The sequence below is a fragment of the Shewanella sp. FeAMO genome, from assembly GCF_053653955.1.
In genome coordinates this window covers 4287060-4307455 of the sequence record NZ_CM132201.1, presented here as the reverse complement: position 1 = coordinate 4307455, position 20396 = coordinate 4287060, and the positions used below count along the sequence as shown (strand labels likewise).

19 protein-coding genes, 1 pseudogene and 1 riboswitch are annotated in these 20396 nt (G+C 55.6%); of the genes and pseudogenes, 8 read left to right on the top strand and 12 right to left on the bottom strand.

All coding sequences use genetic code 11. The features are described 5' to 3' along the window. Positions 1–191 precede the first annotated feature (191 nt). Together ACWAU4_RS19300 and yjgA are read right to left on the bottom strand one after the other, a co-directional pair. Positions 192–596 carry a putative periplasmic lipoprotein gene (locus ACWAU4_RS19300; RefSeq protein WP_025010220.1) on the bottom strand — a complete coding sequence of 135 codons (405 nt, stop codon included), beginning with the start codon at positions 594–596 and terminating at the stop codon, positions 192–194. Between the two features lie 132 nt (positions 597–728). Beyond that, a complete protein-coding gene (yjgA, locus tag ACWAU4_RS19295) occupies positions 729–1262 on the bottom strand; it encodes a ribosome biogenesis factor YjgA (protein WP_093983809.1) in 534 nt (177 codons plus the stop codon). Between the two features lie 148 nt (positions 1263–1410). Here yjgA and pmbA point away from each other — a divergent pair, with 148 nt between their 5' ends. Next, on the top strand, positions 1411–2754 hold the full coding sequence (gene pmbA, locus ACWAU4_RS19290; RefSeq protein ID WP_082052621.1) for a metalloprotease PmbA: 1344 nt from the start codon (positions 1411–1413) through the stop codon (positions 2752–2754). Positions 2755–2825: 71 nt separating this feature from the next. On the opposite strand, the gene ACWAU4_RS19285 is transcribed toward pmbA, so the two are convergent. The 3 genes from ACWAU4_RS19285 to ACWAU4_RS19275 all read right to left on the bottom strand — a co-directional run bounded on the left by ACWAU4_RS19285 (position 2826) and on the right by ACWAU4_RS19275 (position 4746). Further along, positions 2826–3431 (bottom strand): hypothetical protein, encoded by a 606-nt coding sequence (locus tag ACWAU4_RS19285; RefSeq protein ID WP_071238682.1) that lies wholly within the window; start codon positions 3429–3431, stop codon positions 2826–2828. Continuing rightward, positions 3431–3778: a hypothetical protein gene (locus ACWAU4_RS19280; RefSeq protein WP_028780651.1), complete on the bottom strand. Its 348-nt coding sequence runs from the start codon at positions 3776–3778 to the stop codon at positions 3431–3433. The genes ACWAU4_RS19285 and ACWAU4_RS19280 overlap by 1 nt, the downstream gene beginning before the upstream one ends. Positions 3779–3897: 119 nt before the next feature. Further along, positions 3898–4746 carry a substrate-binding periplasmic protein gene (locus tag ACWAU4_RS19275; protein ID WP_071238683.1) on the bottom strand — a complete coding sequence of 283 codons (849 nt, stop codon included), beginning with the start codon at positions 4744–4746 and terminating at the stop codon, positions 3898–3900. Between the two features lie 196 nt (positions 4747–4942). Between ACWAU4_RS19275 and ACWAU4_RS19270 the strand changes: the two genes are divergently transcribed. Further along, on the top strand, positions 4943–5167 hold the full coding sequence (locus ACWAU4_RS19270; protein ID WP_025010215.1) for a ribosome alternative rescue factor ArfA: 225 nt from the start codon (positions 4943–4945) through the stop codon (positions 5165–5167). Between the two features lie 37 nt (positions 5168–5204). Here ACWAU4_RS19270 and rimO read toward each other — a convergent pair whose 3' ends face one another. Beyond that, the gene (gene rimO, locus ACWAU4_RS19265; protein ID WP_039033558.1) at positions 5205–6629 is read right to left on the bottom strand and encodes a 30S ribosomal protein S12 methylthiotransferase RimO; all 1425 of its coding nucleotides are present in this window, start codon (positions 6627–6629) and stop codon (positions 5205–5207) included. Between the two features lie 235 nt (positions 6630–6864). Here rimO and ACWAU4_RS19260 point away from each other — a divergent pair, with 235 nt between their 5' ends. After that, positions 6865–7572: an oxidative stress defense protein gene (locus tag ACWAU4_RS19260; protein WP_025889598.1), complete on the top strand. Its 708-nt coding sequence runs from the start codon at positions 6865–6867 to the stop codon at positions 7570–7572. Between the two features lie 213 nt (positions 7573–7785). Continuing rightward, positions 7786–8229, top strand: coding sequence for a hypothetical protein (locus tag ACWAU4_RS19255; RefSeq protein ID WP_025889600.1), 444 nt, complete (start codon positions 7786–7788; stop codon positions 8227–8229). Positions 8230–8302: 73 nt separating this feature from the next. Here ACWAU4_RS19255 and ACWAU4_RS19250 read toward each other — a convergent pair whose 3' ends face one another. Next, positions 8303–9130, bottom strand: a complete 828-nt coding sequence (locus tag ACWAU4_RS19250; RefSeq protein ID WP_454290350.1) for a 5'-methylthioadenosine/S-adenosylhomocysteine nucleosidase — start codon at positions 9128–9130, stop codon at positions 8303–8305. 212 nt (positions 9131–9342) lie between these two features. Next, positions 9343–9514, top strand: a riboswitch (Lysine riboswitch). A gap of 88 nt (positions 9515–9602) precedes the next feature. Here ACWAU4_RS19250 and ACWAU4_RS19245 point away from each other — a divergent pair. After that, positions 9603–11183, top strand: a complete 1581-nt coding sequence (locus ACWAU4_RS19245; RefSeq protein WP_454290349.1) for a Na+/H+ antiporter NhaC family protein — start codon at positions 9603–9605, stop codon at positions 11181–11183. 84 nt (positions 11184–11267) lie between these two features. Here the strand turns inward: ACWAU4_RS19245 and ACWAU4_RS19240 are convergent, their stop codons facing one another. From ACWAU4_RS19240 to ACWAU4_RS19230, 3 genes and pseudogenes are all read right to left on the bottom strand, one after another. Then, positions 11268–12398: an HlyD family secretion protein gene (locus tag ACWAU4_RS19240; protein WP_044735277.1), complete on the bottom strand. Its 1131-nt coding sequence runs from the start codon at positions 12396–12398 to the stop codon at positions 11268–11270. A 314-nt stretch (positions 12399–12712) separates the two neighbouring features. Beyond that, a pseudogene (locus tag ACWAU4_RS19235) lies at positions 12713–12947 on the bottom strand (DUF3302 domain-containing protein); the annotation flags it as partial. A gap of 123 nt (positions 12948–13070) precedes the next feature. After that, a complete protein-coding gene (locus tag ACWAU4_RS19230; RefSeq protein ID WP_025010209.1) occupies positions 13071–13592 on the bottom strand; it encodes a GNAT family N-acetyltransferase in 522 nt (173 codons plus the stop codon). A 208-nt stretch (positions 13593–13800) separates the two neighbouring features. Between ACWAU4_RS19230 and ACWAU4_RS19225 the strand changes: the two genes are divergently transcribed. Then, positions 13801–14184, top strand: a complete 384-nt coding sequence (locus ACWAU4_RS19225) for a hypothetical protein (protein ID WP_025010208.1) — start codon at positions 13801–13803, stop codon at positions 14182–14184. A 7-nt stretch (positions 14185–14191) separates the two neighbouring features. On the opposite strand, the gene ACWAU4_RS19220 is transcribed toward ACWAU4_RS19225, so the two are convergent. Next, positions 14192–16084, bottom strand: coding sequence for an alkaline phosphatase D family protein (locus ACWAU4_RS19220; protein ID WP_454290348.1), 1893 nt, complete (start codon positions 16082–16084; stop codon positions 14192–14194). Between the two features lie 225 nt (positions 16085–16309). Between ACWAU4_RS19220 and ACWAU4_RS19215 the strand changes: the two genes are divergently transcribed. Further along, positions 16310–17602 carry an ATP-binding protein gene (locus ACWAU4_RS19215; protein WP_371873755.1) on the top strand — a complete coding sequence of 431 codons (1293 nt, stop codon included), beginning with the start codon at positions 16310–16312 and terminating at the stop codon, positions 17600–17602. Further along, positions 17599–18129, top strand: a complete 531-nt coding sequence (locus ACWAU4_RS19210) for a response regulator transcription factor (protein WP_025010206.1) — start codon at positions 17599–17601, stop codon at positions 18127–18129. Before ACWAU4_RS19215 ends, ACWAU4_RS19210 begins: the two co-directional genes overlap by 4 nt. Positions 18130–18247: 118 nt before the next feature. On the opposite strand, the gene ACWAU4_RS19205 is transcribed toward ACWAU4_RS19210, so the two are convergent. Beyond that, positions 18248–20293, bottom strand: a complete 2046-nt coding sequence (locus tag ACWAU4_RS19205; RefSeq protein ID WP_144134090.1) for a TonB-dependent receptor — start codon at positions 20291–20293, stop codon at positions 18248–18250. Positions 20294–20396: the final 103 nt, after the last annotated feature.

Here is a 20396-nt window from a genome sequence, read left to right as displayed (position 1 = left end):
CAGGCCTGCCTGCTGTGTTGTGCTTCTTGCAAAGGACTAGGGCCATTTGCTGCGAACCACGCCTTGCATCCAGGCCTGTAAGCCGACGCAGAGCACACATGGGACTTGTTCGCACCTTCCTTAGGCACAGCTTCAGCCAATTTCACAGATGTGGTGCGGGATAACACGGACACATCTAGCTGGGTTGAACGTTAGAAATAGAGGTTTTCGACGGCTTTACCGTCAACCAGGATTTCGCACTTGTCGCCGTTGCTGGATTTTGAGGATTGCACCGCGCTGGCAATAATGCCAAAGGCGCCGCCCTGACTACCGAGCACGGAGCCGAAGTAGCACTTGCCGTCGATCTCCATCTCTTTATAACGGCCACCCAGGTTTTGGGTTGGGGTATATGGAGGGAAGGTGCCGCGCATTATGGGGTCACCGTTGACTGTCAGTTCCAGTTTCTTTTTATCGGAAAAATAGCGTCCACCGAGCTTCAGCGTTTGGCCTTTCACTTCGACGGTTTTTTCCTGGGCTATGATGGGTTGTGGGGTTGAGCTACAGCCTGCCAGCAGTGCGCCGGTACAAGCCAGTGAGGCAAGAGTCAATTTACGCATTAATCCGTCCTTTATTGGATGCGATATCTGTGGGGTATTACTTTTCCGTGTTATCCGCGCCGGATTATAACGTCTTGGCAACAAAAAACGCCAGCATCAAGGCCGGCGTTTTTTATGGTATGGTAGACTGAATCAGTCTTCCAATTCGCTGCGCAAATACTTGAACAGCTCGGCAGAGGACTTGGACTGAGGCCCCTTGGCCAGCTCTTTGTTGGCCTGACGCACCAGTTGCCTGAGTTTTTGTCTGTCCAGTTGCGGGTGCTCCTCCAGCAAGGACTGCACTTCGGCATCGCCACCACTGAGCAAACGGTCACGCAACTTCTCAAATACCTGAGCCTTGGCGGCCGCTTCGTTGTTCTTGTTCAGTACCCGCTCAAGCGAGGTCTGAATCGCCTCGAGATCTTCGTTGCGCATCAGCTTGCCGATAAACTGCAACTGACGACGGAAGGCCTCGGTATTGGGCTTGATGTTCTTGGTTTGCATGATGGCATCAAACAGGGACTCACCCAGCTCAATTTTGGCCAACTGACTCTTGCTCAGCGCTGCCAGCTGTTTGCCCAGATCCTGAGCCTCTTCACTGTCGCGTTTGAGCGAGGTCTTGCTGATATAGTCCTCGTCCTCATCATAAGGCTGTTTAAAATGCTCTGAATCGCCAACTATTTTCATAAAGTCTTTCCTCTGATACTGGCGCTGATTGTAGCATCCCCCTTGGCGCTTCGTCTTCTACGGCAGCAAAATTGATCTGTCGTGGTTATGTGAATAAAGCCGGCTTTTGTTATGCTAGGGGCAGTTTAGCCAATTCAAGAGTAAACCTGTGTCTGCAAATTTTATTGATAGTGAACTGAGTGCGTTGAAAGACGCGGTGGCAATGGCGCTGGAGTATGCCAATAGCCTGGGCACCAGTGCTGCCGAGGTGGCCATCAGCAAGCAACAGGGTCTGAGTGTTTCCACTCGCCTCAAGGAGGTGGAAACGGTCGAATTCAACAAGGATGGCGCGCTGGGGATCACCCTGTATCGCGATGGACACAAGGGCAGTTCTTCCACTTCGGATCTGTCGCCGGAGGCGATTCGCCAGGCGGTTAAGGCCGCCGATGGTATCGCCCGCTATACCAGTGAAGACCCTGCCAGCGGGTTGGCCGACTCTGAGTTGATGGCGAAAGATTTTCCCGATCTGGATCTCTATCATCCCCGTCACACCAGCCCGGAAGAGTTGGCCGAGTTGGCCATTCGCGCCGAAGCTGCAGCGCTGGACAGAGACCCGAGGATCAAGAATTCGGATGGTGCCAGTGCCAACGCCCACAACAGCGTCAAGGTCTATGGCAACAGCCATGGTTTCCTGCAGGGTTACTGCAGCTCGCGCTACAGCCTGAGCTGTGTGGTGATTGGCGCCGAAGAAAACGGCGATATGCAGCGCGACTATGACTATGGTATCAACCGCCGCTTCGACGCCTTGTTGAGCCCGGAGCAGGTGGGGATTAAGGCCGCCGATAAGACGGTTGCCCGTCTCGGTGCCCGCAAACTGGCAACCGGCAAAATGTCCGTGCTATTTGCGCCCGAAGTGGCCACAGGTCTGGTGGGGCATCTGGTCAGCGCCATCAGTGGCTCAAGCCTGTATCGCAAGTCCAGCTTTCTGCAGGATGCTATCCACACCCGGATTTTCCCTGAATGGTTCAGCATTGCCGAGCAGCCGCATCTCAAGGGTGCCCTGGCCAGTGCCAACTATGACAGCGAAGGGGTCGCGACCCGTGAGCGGGACATAGTCCGTGACGGCATACTGGAGAGTTATCTGCTGACCAGTTACTCGGCGCGCAAGCTGGGACTGGTCAATACCGGCCATGCCGGCGGCATCTATAACTGGACGCTGGCCGATACCGGCCACAGTTTTGATGAGTTGGTGCGTTCCATGAGCCGCGGGATCATAGTCACTGAGGTGATGGGCCAGGGCGTGAATATGGTCACCGGCGACTATTCCCGAGGCGCCGCCGGCTTCTATGTCGAGAATGGCGAAATCCAGTTCCCGGTCGAGGAGATCACCATAGCCGGCAACCTGAAGCAGATGTACCGCTCCATGCAGGCGGTTTCCAGCGACAGGGATTTGCGCTCCAGCATCCGTACCGGGGCAATCTTGCTCGATGAGATGAAGATAGCCGGTAACTAAGCCTGCCAAAGACTGAAAGCTCGCAGTTAAAGCGGGCTTTTTTATCAACTTGGATTACTGTTTTTGAGGGATTACTGCGCCATGCTTGGCTGTTTTGCGGACGACTTGGGAAGCAGTTCACTGGTGTAACGCTCAATGACCAGGCTAAAGGGCTTGTCATCGGCTCGCAAAAGCAGCGCCTTGTGTTGCAATACAAATGGCGGCAGCACTTTGCTCCCTTGCCACAGCTTCAGGCTCTGGAGGTTTTCTCTCCTGAAGTCCAGTGCCTTGACGGCGGTGCCGAACGGGGTTTTTGTAAGCTGTAACTGTTGATTCATCTCCTGGGTAAGGAGCTCGGGCACATACCAGTTGTCAGCGACAGATAACACTCTATCGCCACAGATAAGACGCACCTTGCGATGGCCTAGTCGGCTTCCCGGCGCCACTTTAAGCTGACGGTAGACCTCCTTGGGAGCATCATGAATAAAATGCTTTTCTCCTTCGGCGCGAATGCTGGCGTCTGTGGCCAGTTGATATTCATCACACCAGTCGCTCAAGGTTTTGGTTGCGCTGCGGCTGGCGAGCAGCCGCTGATCCAGTTGTAACAATAACTCGGATGTGCTCTGGTCGGGAGTGACTTGGGGTGATTTGCTCTGGGCCTTGGAAGCGGGAATTAGCGCCAAGCCACAAAGCAGCATTAAACCGGCCGATATTGTTCTTCGCAGTGGGCATTGTCCTGAATGGCGGGCTGTAGGCATTGGCTGAGTTCTCTTAGGTTATTGCAGATGCTGTTGGCTCTTTGCTCGTCTCCCTGATGCAGCATGGTGAACAGATGTTGCAGTGCCATGGCATTGAGATAGTCCTGATGAACCGGCGGGAAGATATCGGCATCGATTTTGGCCCGTTGCAGGCGTTTTGTTATCGCTTGCTGACTGCTGTGCAGTACCAGCTCAAGGGCGTTTTGCAGGCGCTGCTCCTCTTCGGCCATCAAGGTCATGGCCAAGTCCAGCTGTGCCTGTGGCGTCAACGGCTTGCGGGAAAACATATTACAACTCTTTGCGACCCAAAAGCAGTAGTGTACCCATTAGATGCTGGACTCAGGCTGAATTGATCCAAAATGTATCAATGGAATAGGGGGCAATACTCCTTGTATGAACAGGGGAATTAGGGCACAGCCGCCGCTTGTGATACCTGCTGCATATAGTATTGATAACGCCGCTCGGTTTCACCGCTTTCGGCCATGTCTTGCAAGGCCTGCTGCAGTGCGTAGGCCAGGCTGTCCGGCTGCAACTCCCAAGGGCTGTTGTCAATGGATATCGGCCTGTCGGCAATATAATTTGGATTGGCTCCGGCACTGAAATAACGGCTCTTGCGTGAGAAGCCCAGGTGTCCTTGTCGCCTGTGATCGCAGCAGTAGGGATGCAGTTTCAGCCCGTGCTGAGGATGGGTTTTCAGCCAATATCTCAGGGTTGATTCATCGTAGACATAGAAATCACCCTGATGCTGTTTGAGAAAGGCTATCGCCGAGTCTGTGCTCATGTCCGGAGGCTTGCGCACTATCAATTTGTCCGGTAAACCACCCAGCTGATAGCTGCCGGGGGAGATAAGCAGCACCAGCTGCTTATCCACCAATTGCTGCAACGAGGTGATGTCACTCAAGTCGGCGCGGCTGACGCCGATATAGCGTTCAGACAGGCCGTTGGCGATGAAATGCGCGTAGTCGTGGCGCTCTTTGGAGAAGGCCAGCCCGGGATAGAAGTCGATATTGCCCTTGGCAATTTCCCAGAGAATGCGCTTTTTCGGCGCTCGTACTACCTTGAGACTACAACCTATTCTTGCCGCCGCCTCTTGATACAGGCTGAGATAGAGGCCACTGTTATCCGGTGCTTCAGCAATATAGGGGGCCCTGGCATTGGTGCGATACCCCATGGTCAGCTCACAGGTTTCTGCGGCAAGCAGCTGTGGTGAACAAGCGAGTGCCAGCAGCGCCAGACAACAGAACCTGAATATCACAGAACAAACCCTCCCGGATTGACTGAAACAGACTGAATAGTGATTGTTTTTAATAACATGAATAAGGCGAAACGCGACATTGTACTTTGGGCCAAGATTAAGATATTTGGTTATTGGTACAAAAGGGAGTAGTATTTGCGCGATTTTTGTCCGGTATGGTCGGGCAAGTCTCATTCCACTGAAATAAGGAGCCGATATGGCCAAATATATTAAGCAGACCGCACTGCTGGAACATGAATCCGGTCGTGGACAGATCAAAGATAACGCCCTCAAGGCCGTGGTGACCAGTTCACTGTTTCGCTGTCGCAGCGAGAAGCCGAAGAAGGGCAAAGGATCATACAGTCGTAAAGGACGCAATGGAAAGGGGCAACAGGGTGTTGCCCCTTTTGATTTTATGACTCTAATCTTTTCACCCTGCTGACACCTCAAGAAAGATTTCCCCAAGGTGTTGGGAGAGTTTATTCCGGCATCTGCACCAGTTCGGCCCACAGATCGTGCTCATCAGAATGAGTGATCAGTGCACGCACCATGTCCCCTGGGCTCAGTTCCACTTCCCCGTTGAGGAATACCATGCCGTCGATTTCAGGCGCATCGGCATAGCAGCGGCCAATGGCGCCTTCCTCGTCCACATCATCGATAAGGACATCCAGCTCACGGCCTACCAGGCGCGCCAGCCGCTCGGCACTGATCTCGGCCTGCACCTGCATGAAACGCTCATAGCGGTCCTGCTTGACCTCTTCACTGATAAGCTCTGCCAAGGTATTGGCCACGGCGCCATCGACTTCCGAGTACTTGAAGCAGCCCACTCGGTCCAGTCTTGCTTCACGCAGGAAGTCCAGCAGGATTTCGAAATCCTCTTCGGTTTCACCGGGGAAGCCAACGATAAAGGTTGAGCGGATCACCAGATCCGGGCAGATTTCTCGCCATTTCTTGATGGCGTCCAACTGGCGGTCGACCCGGCCGGGGCGCTTCATCATCTTGAGCACACGAGGGCTGGCGTGCTGCAGTGGCAGATCCAGATAGGGCAGGATCAGTCCTTCGGCCATCAGCGGGATCAGCTCATCGACCCAAGGGTAAGGGTAGACATAGTGCAGGCGTACCCACACACCCATCTTGCCCAGATGGCGGGCCAGGGTAGTGATATCCTGCTTCACCGGCATGCCGTTCCAGAAGTCGGTGCGACCGCCCTTGTCTTTGCCGTAGGCCGAGGTGTCCTGGCTGACGACCAGAATCTCCTGAACGCCGCTTTCCACCAGGCGTTTGGCTTCATCCAGCACGCTGCCGACACTGCGGCTGTCCAGATCGCCCCTCAGCGCCGGAATGATGCAGAAGGTACAGCGGTTGTCGCAGCCTTCGGAAATCTTCAGGTAGGCATAATGCTTGGGGGTCAGCTTAACGCCGGCTTGCGGGATCAGCGAGGTAAAGGGGTTGTGCTCTGGCTTGGGCACATACTTGTGCACATGGTTCAGTACGGCTTCATAGCTGTGGGGGCCGGTGATCTCCAGTACATCCGGATGCACTTCGCGGATCTGGTTTTCCTTGGCGCCCAGGCAGCCGGTGACTATCACCTTGCCGTTTTCTTCCAACGCTTCACGCACGGCATCCAGCGACTCTTCCACCGCGGCATCAATAAAGCCACAGGTGTTGACTATTACCAGGTCGGCATTGTCATAGCTGTTGGTGACCTCATAGCCGTCGATGCGCAGTTGGGTGAGGATCCGCTCGGAATCCACCAGGTTCTTGGGGCAGCCCAGGCTGACAAAGCCGATGCGATTGCCGCTGGTTTGGGCCTCGGCAGGGCTGTTTTCCTGTGCCAGAGTCTTGGCCGGAGTGTCCAGAGTCGTGGTCTGCTTGGGATCAAAAATGTCGACTGATTTCTTCAAGAGCTGTTTTCCGCAATGCTAAAGCTGATGGAGCACGCTTGGGTGCCGGTAAAATTGGCGGCGATTATACCTCAGCCATAGAAAAGGTACAGTTGGGCTGGTTAATTTATGTTCTATGTTGCCATCTCGGTTGCCGCTTCAAAACGTCGTTGAAAAATTTTTTGATTTTTTTAACCCTTTTGTCAGCCGGCTGCGTTTCTATGGTCAACGAAAGCGAACTTTTTGGAGAACCAAGATGAAAAAATCTCTGCTGAATCTGGCGCTGATAGGCGCACTGTTACCCGCTACTCTGATGAGCCACTCGGTACTGGCTCAGGATAGACCTCTGTTGGAAACTACAGGTGTCAGCCAGATACAGGTTGAGCCCGATATGGCCGAAATCAATGTTGAAGTGTCATTAAGCGAATCTGATGCCAAGGCGGCCAAGGCCGCATCCGACAAGGCTGTGGCCGCTTTTATCGAGCGCCTGCTCAAGGCCGGGGTCGCCAAGGAGTCGATTGCCGCCGCCAATCTGAATCTGCAACCTGAGTATGTTTACCTCAAGGACAAGGCGCCTGAGCTCAAGGGGTATCGCGCCAGTCGCAGTGTGACAGTGTTGGTGAAACAGTTGGATCAGCTCAACCCCATACTGGACTCGGCGCTAATAGGCGGGATCAACAAGGTGAACCAGATCAACCTTAAGTCCAGTAAAGAAGCCGAGATGCGCAAGCAGGCGCGGCAGGCGGCCATTGAAGATGCCAAGCAAAAGGCCAGTGAGCTGGCGGCCGGATTCGGCGAGAAACTCGATGGCGTCTGGTCGATTCGTTATTTCGACCAAGGCCCGGTGCGCCCTGTGATGTACAAGGCCGCCATGATGGCTGAAGGCGCTATCAACCAGAGCTATGAGTATGGTCAGGTAACTTTCTCCGACAGGGTCGAGGTCAGCTACAAGCTGCGTGACTAAACCCAAGTTATCCTGTCTGACAGTTATGATGCGGGCCCCCTGGTGGTGCCCGCATTGTTTGTTTTATCTGCTAATATCGCTTGTTTGATGTTGGTGAGTTGTAGGTGATTTTGAAACAGCAGATACAATTTGTTGCTCCTTTGAGGCAGTCTCTGGACGCTTTTTATGCTTGAATGAGCCAGAGCCAATCAATCTTGCATAAGGAGTGTGCCGATGAAATTGACCCGTCTGACACTACTGGGAATAGGTTTATTCAGCCTGGTCGCCAGCCCATCAACCGTATTCGCCAATGTTACAGCGCAAGTCGGAAAGACCCACAAACAACGACTCTGCCTGGTGAATGAGACGGAATACACTGTGCCCGGCAGCGAGATTCAATCCCAAATTAATGACAAGGATTTCGATACGGGTTTGCAGGTGTTTATTCGGTATCGCGGCCAGAGCTGTGCCGAGAGCAAGCAGACTTTTGCCAGCCTGTCATTGCCGGAGCCAGAGTCACCAACGATGGATGACTACCGCTTGGTTATCCAGCGAAAACAAGCACCCGAGTCGGAAACCAAGGTTTGGGAATACCGTTACCAGCAAGGCTATTCGAAACTGGGCTGGCAGACACTGGCCAAAGAGGTGGAGGCCATTTTCTTATCGCCGGCGAGCTAGCTTAAGATGAGGGCCTGAAAAAACAAAAGCCGGTGGACAATATCACCGGCTTTTACTTTGAAGTCCTCGCGACTTATTTACCTTCCAAACCTGCGATCAACTTCTTGGTGTACTCAATGACAAACTGCTGACAGTGGATAGCGGTTTGTGGCTCAAACTCTTCGCCGTGCAGGTCGGTATTGGAGAGTACCCGAATCCCGATAAAAGGGATCGCATAGGCCTTGGCAACCAGGGCGGCCGCAGCGGTTTCCATCTCTTCGGCCGAGGTTTGATAAGTTTGGTGCAGCCACTCGATGCGGTCGACTTCGCGGTTCCACTCATCGGCACTGCCGATCACGCCGGTCACTACCTTGCCATGGCGATAAGCTGACGCCAGTTGTTGTCCCAGAGCCAGCAGCTTGGGATCGGCATCAAAGCGCTTGTGTTCCACCAGCTTGCCATCCTGACGCAAACGCATGGTGACATCGAAGTTATGCCAGCGTTTGGGATCTATGCCCTGGCCTTTGGGGTGTAGATCGCTGCGATAGGAACCCATATTGAAGCTGTATTTCCCCAATACTATGTCGCCGCGGTGCAGCGCCGGGTCGTGGCCGCCGGAGGTGCCCTGGTTGATAATAAAACCGGGTTGAAATTTTTCTATCGCCAGTGTGGTGGAGGCGGCGGCATTGGCCATACCTATTTCAGTACGGGACACTATGACAGGATAGCCATCCAGAGTGCCTTGCCAGAAAGTCCAGGAACCAAGAGTTGTCTGTTTGGGGTCTTTCAGGGCCTGAACCAGGGTGTCGACTTCGACATCCATGGCGCCTTGCAGCAGTATAGGTGACCGGGTGGGCGTTGCCATGGAATGGCTGGAGAACAAGGCACAGAGTGCCACACAAAAACGTTGTAACAGAGTCATTTGCACACCTTTAATTGTTATTTCAGTGTCGCGGTAGGGGAGGGCGATCCTAGGTGTAGCTGTGGTTGCCGTCAACAGCCGGAGTTGGCATTTGCGAGCCCAGACATGAGTCACTTGCCAAAGGCTTAATGCCAACCGGGAGGGATATTTACCGCCAGAGGCACAATCTGGCTTGCTATTGGGGCCGTGATAGTTAGAATGCCAGTCGAATACCTTTGAGTAGAGGCGCGCTGCCTAAGAGTAACCGGGAAGAGGGTGATGCCTTTGAGGCCCGGGGAAAGGAGTCGGCGCCGAAGTAGCCAGGCCATCAAACCTAGCTGCTGGTTCTGTATCTAACAGGTGCAGGACTGCCATAGTCATCCACTATGGAGCGCTACCTGAAGGAGCTGAGAAGTTTCTGCCCTCCTTGGTCTGAGTTTCTTCGATCCTATCGGTAGATCTCCACCTTAGTTGTTTTAGGTGTAAAGAGATCATGAATATCATGCATTTTGCGGACTCTCCCTGGTCCATAGTTCCTCCTCTGCTGGCGGTTGCGCTGGCGATCATCACCCGTAGAGTACTGCTCTCCCTCGGGGTTGGCATAGTCGCCGGCAGCCTGATGTTGCAGCAGTTTTCACCGCTGCAATCGCTGCGCTACCTGTTTGACAGTGTGCTGAAAATCTTCTGGGTCGATGGTGCTCCCAACAGCGATAACCTGAATATGCTGCTGTTTATGCTGCTGCTGGGTGGGCTTATCAGCTTGATGACCGCCTCGGGTGCGACCCGGGCCTTCGCCGAATGGGCCGCCAGGCGCTGCCAGAGCCGCAAGAGCGCCAAGTCGCTCACCGGCTTGATGGTGTTTGCCTTCTTTATTGACGACTTCTTCCACAGTCTGTCGGTGGGGCCCATTTGCCGCCCTGTGACCGACAGATTCCAGATCTCCCGCGCCAAGTTGGCCTATCTGCTGGACTCAACCGCGGCACCCGTGTGCGTATTGATGCCCATCTCCTCTTGGGGGGCCTATATCATCGCCCTGGTGGGCGGCATACTCGTGGCCCATGGGGTGACAGAGCAGAGCCCGATCGCCGCCTTTGTGCAGATGATCCCCATGAATCTCTATGCGGTATTTACCCTGATCATGGTGGTGGTAGTCATCGCCTTCCAACTGGATCTTGGGCCGATGCGACAGCATGAGCAGCGGGCGCTCGAAGGCAAGCTCTGGGATGAATCCAAGGGCCGGCCAATAGGGCTGGATATGGAAGCCCCGGCCGACAGCCGCGGCGGCATGCTGGATATGGTGTTGCCGATAGTGACACTGACGGCGGCGAGTATCTATTTCATGCTGGACTCCGGGGCTCAGGTATTGGCCGCCAATGGTCAGGCCTTCAGTGTGCTGGGCGCCTTTGAACATACCAATGTGGGTTCGTCTTTGGTTTATGGCGCCCTTTGCAGCCTGGCGGTGTCCGGCCTGTTGGCTCTGCGTCTCGGTCTTGGGATATCCACTTGGCTGCGCGCCGCCCCCAGAGGCGTCATGGCCATGTTGCCGGCGATCAACATACTGCTGTTTGCCTGGACCATAGGCGCCGTGGTGCGTGACATGGAAACCGGCAAATATCTCGCCAGCCTGGCCAACGGCAACCTGCCCACAGGGCTGCTGCCTGTGGTGGTGTTTGTGCTCTCCTGTGCAATGGCTTTTGCCACAGGCACCAGCTGGGGCACTTTTGGTATCATGTTGCCACTCGCCGGTGATATGGCCGCCGCCAGCGATATCCAACTCCTGCTGCCCATGTTGTCGGCTGTGCTGGCCGGCGCTGTGTTTGGCGATCACAGCTCGCCCATCTCCAGTACCAGTATTTTGTCGGCCACCGGCGCCGGCTGTCACCATATAGATCATGTGCTGACCCAGTTGCCTTATGCCCTGACCGTCGCCTTCGGGGCGGCGCTGGGGTATCTGGCCATGGGGCTGCTGCATTCCACCCTGGCCGGTTTCCTGGTGAGTGCCGCTTGGTTTGCACTCTTCTGCCTCTATCACGCTAGGCGCTTCCAGGCGGCTCCCGAGGCCGCCATCAGCTGAGGCTGAGATGGGATACAAAAAAGCCCCGGGAGTGTTCCTGGGGCTTTTTACTCTTGCCAAAGGCTTTTGCGTCGATAAGGAATATCAGTGATCCAGATAGAGATAGTTCTGCCAGCTTTTCATCCTTATCAATACTTTACGCATGATTGATACATGCTCAAAGCTATCGGAATAGATGGCGATCTCCACATTGGTGCCCAGTGGCAAATGATACTGACTCAGATCATCCAGCGGCTTGAGTTTTACCAGTGGCCGGCCGTTGAGGCGAATTTGTGACGAGCCATAGAGCTGCCCCTGCGCCTGCACCTGAGATTCACCTATGGCCGGCAGCACTTCGATCACTTCGGCTTGAAACACCTTGCCCGGCAGGGCGCGGAAGATCAGCTCGGCCTTGAAACCGGGTTTCAGCCGCAGCAGCGAGTTTTGCCTAAAGGCGCCGACAAAAAAGCGCTCCTCTTGATGGACAAAGGTCATCACAGGCCTGAGGGGCATGGGCACCACCATCATTCCCGGTCTCAGGGTCAACTGGGTCACATAACCGTCTGAGGGGGCGCGCATGCTGGTTTCTTCCAGATTGAATCTGGCTTTTTCCAACATGGCGGCAATTTCGGCCACCTGGGTGTTTTGCCCCTGATACTCGGCTTCCAGTGCCAGCTTGGCGCGCCGGGCTTCGGCCTCGGCCGCCTCTACTGAGGCCTGGGCGCCGAGATAATACTGACGACGGTTGTCGACATCGGCGCGGGTAAAGGCGCCTTTTTCAAAACCGCTGCGGTAGCGCTCATATTCCAGTTGGGTTCTGTCCCGTTCGGCCTCGGCCTTGATGCGACTGGCCTCGGCGGCCTTATAGGCGGCGTCCAGCCCCAATACCGCCTGTTTGGCCTGCTCCAGGCTGGCCTCCAGCCGGGTGACTTCTGTCTGATAAGGAGTCGGATCGACCCGGAACAGCAGCTCGCCCTCCTTCAGCAGTTTGTTGGGGATGACGGGTACTTCTATGACCTTGCCGCGCACCGAGGGGATCAGCGGGGTGGTGACATACATCTGGCTGCCCATGGCGGTATGGGGATGGTTGTAGTTCATCAACAAAATCAAGGTGCCTATCAGTACTACTCCGCCGAGCACGGCGGTGGGCACACTCCACTTGTTGAGCGGGATGCGGAAAATCTTGAAGATGGCGACGCAGATGGCGGTATAAGTTAGGATAAGCAAGAGATCCATTTATCTGTTCTCCCCATTTTTGTTATTGCTCTGGGTCTGATTATCTGTACCTGGAATGTCGGCCGAGTCTGTTGCCGTATCCAAGTCCACGCCGCTGGTGGGTTTGGGGGCGGCTGGGGGCTCTTCTGAAGATGTTTGGACTTGGGTTGGGGCTTGGTTTTGGCTTTGGACTTGGACTTGGGCACTCGGCGCTGCAAGAGCCTCTGCGGCATGCTTTTGGGCTTCCAGGGCGGCGACTTTTTCACTCAATAGCTCCAACTGTTGCGCCAGGAGTACGGTTTCATGGTGCAGTGATTGCTGCTCCTGTTGGATTTTGTCAAAGCCCCAGCCCCTGTCCTCGCGCCAGAGTGTGGCCCAGATCCACAGAAACGGCCACAGCACATGCAGGGTAAACAGGCTCACCCAGCCGGCATAGTGAATGGCGTCCTGATGGGGGTGGTTGCGTTTCTTGGCCAGCTCGTAGGGGATGTCGTGGATCACTATCACCCCGTAGAAGATCACCAGGGCGACAAAGATCAGCATCCCCAGTGCGATATAATCCAGTGTCATCTAATCGGGTTCCCTTATTCGCAAATACGCTTGAATAAGTGTAGATGGCTGCTGGCGGATTGCCCGGGAATGATGAATTTTTTCAGGGGTATAAGACGAAAATCGACTCGCGCCAGAATAGAGTTAGTTCTCTTTGGGCTCGGCAGGTCCCGGCAGCATAAGCTGATAAAACGCCAAATCCAGCCAGCGACCGAACTTATAGCCCACCTGGGGTAGGGTGCCTGAGTGTTTGAACCCCAACTTCAGGTGCAGGGCGATACTGGCCTGGTTTCCGGCATCTATGGCGCCCACCATGGTGCGCATGCCGCGCTCCCGGGCCTGGGTTATCAAATGCTGCATCAGAAAGCGCGCTACCCCTTTGCCTCTATGCTCCGGGTGCACATACACAGAGTGTTCCACCGAATAGAGATTGGCCGGATAGCCGCGAAAGGGGCCTAAGCTGGCAAATCCCAACAGTTGTCCCTGCTCATCCTCGGCGCCCAGAATCGGCCAGTTGCCTTGCTGTTTGGCGCCGAACCAGTCGCGGATCTGCTGCTCGCTCCTTGGCTGGTATTCATAAAGGGCTGTGGTATGGGCAATGGCATGGTTGAAGATGGCGCGTATCGCCTCGCCATGTTGCTCAAGTTGGCAGTGACACAGATGCATCTTAGGCTCCCAAGGTGGTTTCGCCTGAGTATGCCACAAGCCGGTCGATGCGCCATTACTTCAATGGGAACATATGAATTGGAGCAGGTAGCCATTCAGTGTGTTGTATTGCAGTCGAGAGGTGGGTGCTGTACTTGCTAGAGATGGTTAACATTAGCCAAAGTAACAGTTATTTTGATTGTATTAGGTCAATAAAAGGATGTGACAAATGAAAGTGGAGCAAAGGAGTCGTAAAGCCAGAGAAGTACATGCGGAAACCTTAATTAAAATAAGTACTAATCTGTTGACTGCTTTTGGTGTAACCATATTGATCTTGCCCTTGTCCGGTTTGGCCGGTATCGCGATCAAGAGCGGTGATACCGCTGAGCTTTGGGATCTGTTCCTTAAGTTGTTTGGCTCTTGGTATGGTGTTGTGGTGATTGCACTGGAGTTGCTGATAGGTTACATCGTGCTTTCTTTCCGTGATAGGGCGCTGGATGTCTATGATGAGCTTTATCCAGACGCCTGTGCCTCGGAAGTTGTCAAGGAGACGATAACCACTCCTGATATCAATCCGCCGAAAACGACTCCAAAGGCAGGTGAGCAAGCTTGAGCCTTTGTCAGTCGCGGCTCTCTTTGGGCGCTTGAAACTCGGTCAGGCTCATATCGGCATGCAGTACGGCTATCCGCTTGGGGGCGCCGTTTTCTGCCAGTTCCAGGAGGCCGATACCGCTTTGGTTGACCAGGCGTTTGCTGCGTTCCCCATTGGGGCGGCGGCCGCGGATCGACATACGTTTGCGTTTGGTCAGCAGATTGAGCGGCGAGAAATGCCCATAGAGCCAACCGTTGAGCTTATCAAACACAGGCAGCAGCTTTTCCGGGAACTGATTTTTGATGCCGCTGGCGGTGATCTGGTAAATGTTGGGACTGGCGCGGCGAAAGCGGATCCCTATGTCATAAGCAAAGGAGTAGTGCACATCGCCGGAGAGGATCACAAACTCCTGCGGGGTACGTCTGTGCATGAAGATCGACAGCAGGGCGTTGGCGGCGCCAGGGTGCGCCATCCAGTTTTCGGCGTCCACCAGCAGCGAAGCTCCGATCAGGGTGGCCGTGCGCTGCACCGCCTCAATCAGTTTGACCCCGAAAATCGGTGCCGCCGACACTATGATGACCTTATCCTGCCCCAGCAGTGCCTGCTGAAGATCCATCAGCGCCTCCCAATCCATCAACCCGGAAGGCTTGGCCAGGTTGGATTCGCTGCGCCAGCGGCGGGTACGGGTATCCAGTACCACCATTCTGGGTTGAGTATCCAGGGTGTAGTGCCAGTTCTCACACTTGAGCAGCTTGTCTATCAGGGCATCCTGGCGCTCACTGTCGGCCAGATAGAGGCCGCTCAGCTCTTCGAAAAAGTCGGTAAACCTCTTGGGTTGATTGCCGAGAGCCTGAAACAGGGTGTAACCCAGCAAGGCATTGCCTATGATGCGCTTGGAGAAGGCGTGGCCATAGGCGGCCTCTTCCCAGCGGGCCGTCAGGTTCCAGTCGTCGGTAATGTCATGATCGTCGAAAATCATATAGGTAGGCAGATGCGCCAAAAGGCGCCTAACCTTGCCAAGGCCAGCCTTGAACTCCAACAGATGTTGCCACTGGGCCTGCCACTCCTGTGCCCGTTTACCGCTCAGCCCGGGCAACTGTTGCGGCAGTTCCAGTTGCTGCCACAGTTCCGGCGACCAGATTAAAAGATACAGGGCAGTAACTTCGGCGAAGCTCAGCAGATGGTTTTCTGCCATCGAGGAGGTGAATATGGGGTGGTTGATATACCAGCGCCAGAGTGCTGTCTTGGCCGGATACTGGGTTCGGGGCAAGAGCTGCTTTGGCCGCAGGTAGAGGGAGTCTGGGCCATAATCTATCTGCGCCGAGTCTTTGAGCGGGGCGTCGCTAAAGCTTTCCTGTTTTAGTCCCAGCAGCGCTATTACCTGGGCAATGGCCACCAGGGTGGGGCCAGCCACATCATCGACATAGAGCTGATCGCCGCTCAACATCAGCAGCGCCGGTCGCTCGGCAGGGGCATTGTTCTGCTCCAGCAGAGTATCGGCCGCCACCAGTGCGTCGCCGCTGTGATGATGCGGGTTGCGACAGGAGCCGTGCAGCAAACGATCCAGCCTGGGCTGCAGCACCAGTTCGGGGGTGGATTTATCCGGATAACACAGGCCTTCGATATCGGCGAACAGCGACTGACCATCGGCATCTTCCAAGCTGTAACCCACGGCTTGCCCTTGGGGCAGCAATCCGGGAACCTCCAGGTGCAGCAGATACTGCCAGGCATGTTCGCCCAGTTGTACTCTGTGCACTTGTTCTTCATTCAACGGCAAGGGCGCCGACTTGTGACTCAACTTAAGCGTCAATTGCGGGCTCAACGGCTTGCTGCTGACCCACCAGAGGGTGAAATGGTCCCAGTCGCAGTGGCGCAATATCGGGCCGGCCAGGATCAGCGGCAAGGAAGAGGAAGTGGTCATCGGCGGGTTCTGCAGCCTCTCAGGAATGAAAAAAGGTGAATCCACAGGGTAAACAAGTGCTTTGGCTTTGAAAAGTCCCTAAAATGTGAAGCCTTGTTAATGATGTAAAGCAGCTGTGCCAAGGCGATAGCGGTAGGCATTGATATCCCTGAGTCTTGTGACACCACAGCCAACTTGGCATATCTGCCGCCTCAACGCCTTTGCAGGTTTTCGGATAATAGACGAATGAAAAGCACCCGGATGGGAATGGATGGCATATTTGGTCGAACCGGTGGCCTGGCGGCGGCCGATCAACTGGCGTTGCTGCGGGTTTTGGGGTTGCTGCTGCAACTGGGGCTGACCCTGCTCGGCAGCGATGCCTTTGGCCTGACGCTGCAGCCTGAACCCTTGTGGTGGGTGTTTGGGCTGGAAAGCGCCTATCTGGCCTTGACCCTGTGGCTGCGTCATCCCCTCTATCGCCAGAGTGCCGGTATCTTTATCGCCCTGTTGCTAGATACCCTGTTTTGGATCTCCTGGCTGTGGTTTTCCGGTGGGGCCACCAATGCCTTTATTTCGCTGCTGCTGGTGCCGATTGCGCTGGCGGCGGTCACCTTGCCCGCCTGGGGCAGTTGGAGCCTGGCGGCGCTGTCGACCCTGGCCTACAGTCTGATGATCTTGAGCTTGCCGGAAGGGCATATGCGCCATCACGGCATGGATATGAGCTCTCACTTCCTGGGGATGTGGCTTAACTTTGTGGTATCGGCACTGGTGTTGACCACCAGTGTCGCTCTGATAAGCCGTCGTCTGCGGCGCCAGGATACCGAGCTTGGTTGGCTGAGGGAAAATCAGCTGCGGCAGGAACAACTGCTGGCGTTGGGCACAGCTTCGGCGCAGATGGCACACCAGTTGGCAACGCCGCTGGCGAGCCTGAGATTACTGCTGGATGAAGCCATGGAAGAGGGCCTGGATGCCGAGGCGCAGGCGCAAATGGGCCAAGCGCTGTCCCGCTGTGAAGTCACTCTCAATGAACTGCGCCGCGCCACCGAATCGATTCGTGAGCGCCGCCGTCAGGCCGTGACATTGGCGGCACTGGGGCAAAATATGCGCCAGCAACTCATGCTGTTGATGCCCGAGGTGGATTTCAGCCTCACCCTGCCTGCTGGCCTGACTGAACGTGAAATTATCACAGATGCCAGTCTATTGCCGGCGCTGCTGGCGCTGGTGGATAACGCCGCCAAGGCCAGCCTCAACAATACAGGCGAGCCCAAGGTTGAAATTGGCTTCGACTCCCTCGGTGACACTCGGCTTGAAATTAACATCAAGGATTATGGCCGAGGCATAGAGGCGCATCTCTTGGGCGAGCTTGGGCTGATGCCAGTGGCGAGCCGCACAGGTATGGGGGTTGCCGTGCTCTTGAGTCACGCCAGCCTGGAGAAACTGGGGGGCGAGCTGGTGTTGCACAACGGCCCACAGGGCTGTGAGGCGCGTATCAGTCTGCCCTTATTGCCGGTTTCTGCCGGTAAAGGAGATGCGGCATGAAGCGGTTATTGATAGTTGAAGATGACCTGGCGCTGGCAGCCATTCTGAAACGGCGTATGCAGCGGCATGATTTCGAGTGCTGCCATGCCGAAGATGCCAGCCAAGCACTGCTCAGCGCCCGCAGCTGGCAACCGAGCCATGTGCTGCTGGATATGAAATTGGCGCAAAGCAACGGCCTCAACCTGATAGTGCCGCTGCGAGCCAGCTTGCCCAAGGCCTGTATTGTGCTGCTAACAGGCTTTGCCAGCATAGCCACTGCGGTGGAGGCGGTGAAACTGGGGGCAGACAACTATCTGGCCAAGCCGGCCGATACCCGGACACTGCTGGCGGCACTCAAAGTCGAGCCTAAATCCCACACGGCTTCATCCCTGCCTGATGAAACCCCGCTGCACCCCAAGCGCTTGGAGTGGGAACATATTCAGCAGGTACTCAATGCCAATAAGGGTAATGTCTCGGCCACCGCCCGCCAGTTGGGAATGCATCGCCGCACCCTGCAACGCAAGCTGGCCAAGAAGCCTGTTGCTTAAAAAAATCCCGGCCTTTCGAGACGAGAAAAGGCCGGGGCAGGTTCAATTGCAGTGGAAATCTCAACGGCCTGCGGGAGCACGGTGAGGATGAACCCTTAAGCGGGCAACCGGGGCGCCCTTAAAAACGGTACTCGCCCATGACCCAGGCGTTGAGACCGGGTTGTGGCAAACGCTCGCCAACGGCGATATCACCGCCCATTACCCGGTTATAACCGGCGAGATGATCGACATATTCTCTGTCCAGCAGGTTATCGACCCCGGCCTTGAGCATAAAGCTGTCACCGCGGTAACCGGCCGCCAGATTCACCAAGCCGTAGCCTGCAGTTTCCTGCTCCAGCTGAGTGGCCGACACCTTATCCTGGGCGGCAACCGCTACTGTCTCCAGGCGGGCAAACCAGCTGCCCTGATCCCAGTTGAGTCCCAGAGTCAGGTTGGGTGGGGCGATACGGTAAAGCTTGTCTTCCACGTCGCGGCGCTCACCATAGGTATAGGCTGCCTGCAGATCCAGGCTCCACTGTTCATGCAACTGCCAGTGGGCGTTGACATCCATGCCGTAGAGCAGGGCGTCGGTATTGCTGAACACCAAAGTGTTGGCATCGCCGGCGGCGATAACGGCGGGGTCATCCGTGGGCAGGCCCTGAATATAGTTGTCTATCCTTTGGACAAACACCCTAGGGGTCAGGTTGAAATCCTGACGGTGTAAATCCAGCCCCAGCTCCAGTTGCCAGGCGGTTTCCAGCTCCAAGTCCATCTGGCCCACATAGGTACGGCCATCGGCCAGGCCGCCGGTGGACTGCATCGGCACCCAGAGATAGCGCTGTTGATAGCTGGCACTGGCCTGTTTACGCGCCAGGCCGATTATGGCATCCAGCTCACTGTCGATTTCAAAGCGGCCGTTGATCACCAAGTCCAGCCCGGTATCGTTTTGGCTGCGATCGGCCTGATTGAATCTGTCCATCAGGGTCTTGATTACCGGTTTCATCGCCGCCATAGAGTGACTCACGGGATCGGCATCAAACCTGTAGTGTTTCACCCGGCTACCCAGTTGCCAGCTCCACCGGCCAAAATCCTGCTGCCATTGGGCGTAGAGGCTGTAAACACTGTCGTTGACACCGTTGAAGTTATCCACCCGGAACTTGCTGTTGCTGGGGTCTGTCACCACAGTGTCGTGCTCGGCATGGCGCCAATCCAAGCCAAATTCCCAGCTGTCTTTCGCCATTTGCCAATGGCCGTCGAAACTCTTGGAGTCGGCTATGGTGTAGCGCGGTGCCATGGTAGGCATTTTCATTCGCAGACTGAAGTTGTCCATGCCGTGACGGGCATCGCTGTAGCCCAGATGCCAGCGCGTTTGCCAATCGGCCAGCAGGTGCTCACCACTGAGCTTGAACCTGTCGGTGCGGATATAGTCGATATCCATCGGCAGCGCCGGGGTGGCGGCATCTGTGGTTTCCAGATGCTGGAACGAGAAGGCTATCGACTCATCATCGGCGTTGCTGTCGGCCAGGTTGAACCTGTATTCACCACCGAACACCTGCTTGTCGTAGACCCCTGGCAGCAGTGGGTGGTTATCGCCGCTCTCGGGCACATCATTGCCCTTGAACAAGTCGCCATACAACATGAGTGCCTGACGCTCGCCGCCGAAGTTGCTCTTGACGCCGATGCGGCTCTGCTCGCCATTGTGCTGGTATTGGCCGCTGACCAGGCCGCTGACTTCATCGAAACGTGCCTGGGACTCCACTACCCGGATGCTGCCACCCAAGGTATCGACGCCGCTGGCGACCGGGGCTATGCCGCGATCCAGCTCTAACTGCTCTGTGATCACAGGTACGGCATAACTCAAGGGGGTATCCATGGCGTTGGGACCGGCACCGGCCATACTCATGCCGCCGACCTGGGTTTCGACTCTATCGCCAAAGAGGCCACGATACTGGGCTATGCCGGTAAGCGGGCCGTTACTGTTGACGTTGGCGCCGGGCAGTGACTTGAGCAGACCACTGATATCGGCCTTGGGCGCGGTGGCTTCAGGCGAGGTCTGCAGCACGCTGCTCTGTACGCTGCCGCGTACCACCAGCACTTCCATGGGAGAATCACTGGCCTTGGCGGCTGAGCCCAGACCGATTATTGGCAGTAAAGCCAGAGCGAGAGGAGAAGGTGAAAAGCGCATATCTTATTGATTTTGGTTGTTTTGAATGACCCATTTTGGGTCTTGTGCGCGGATGGGGCAAAGCTAAACAGCCAAAGTGCGACAAGCTGTCGCACCCGGGAGA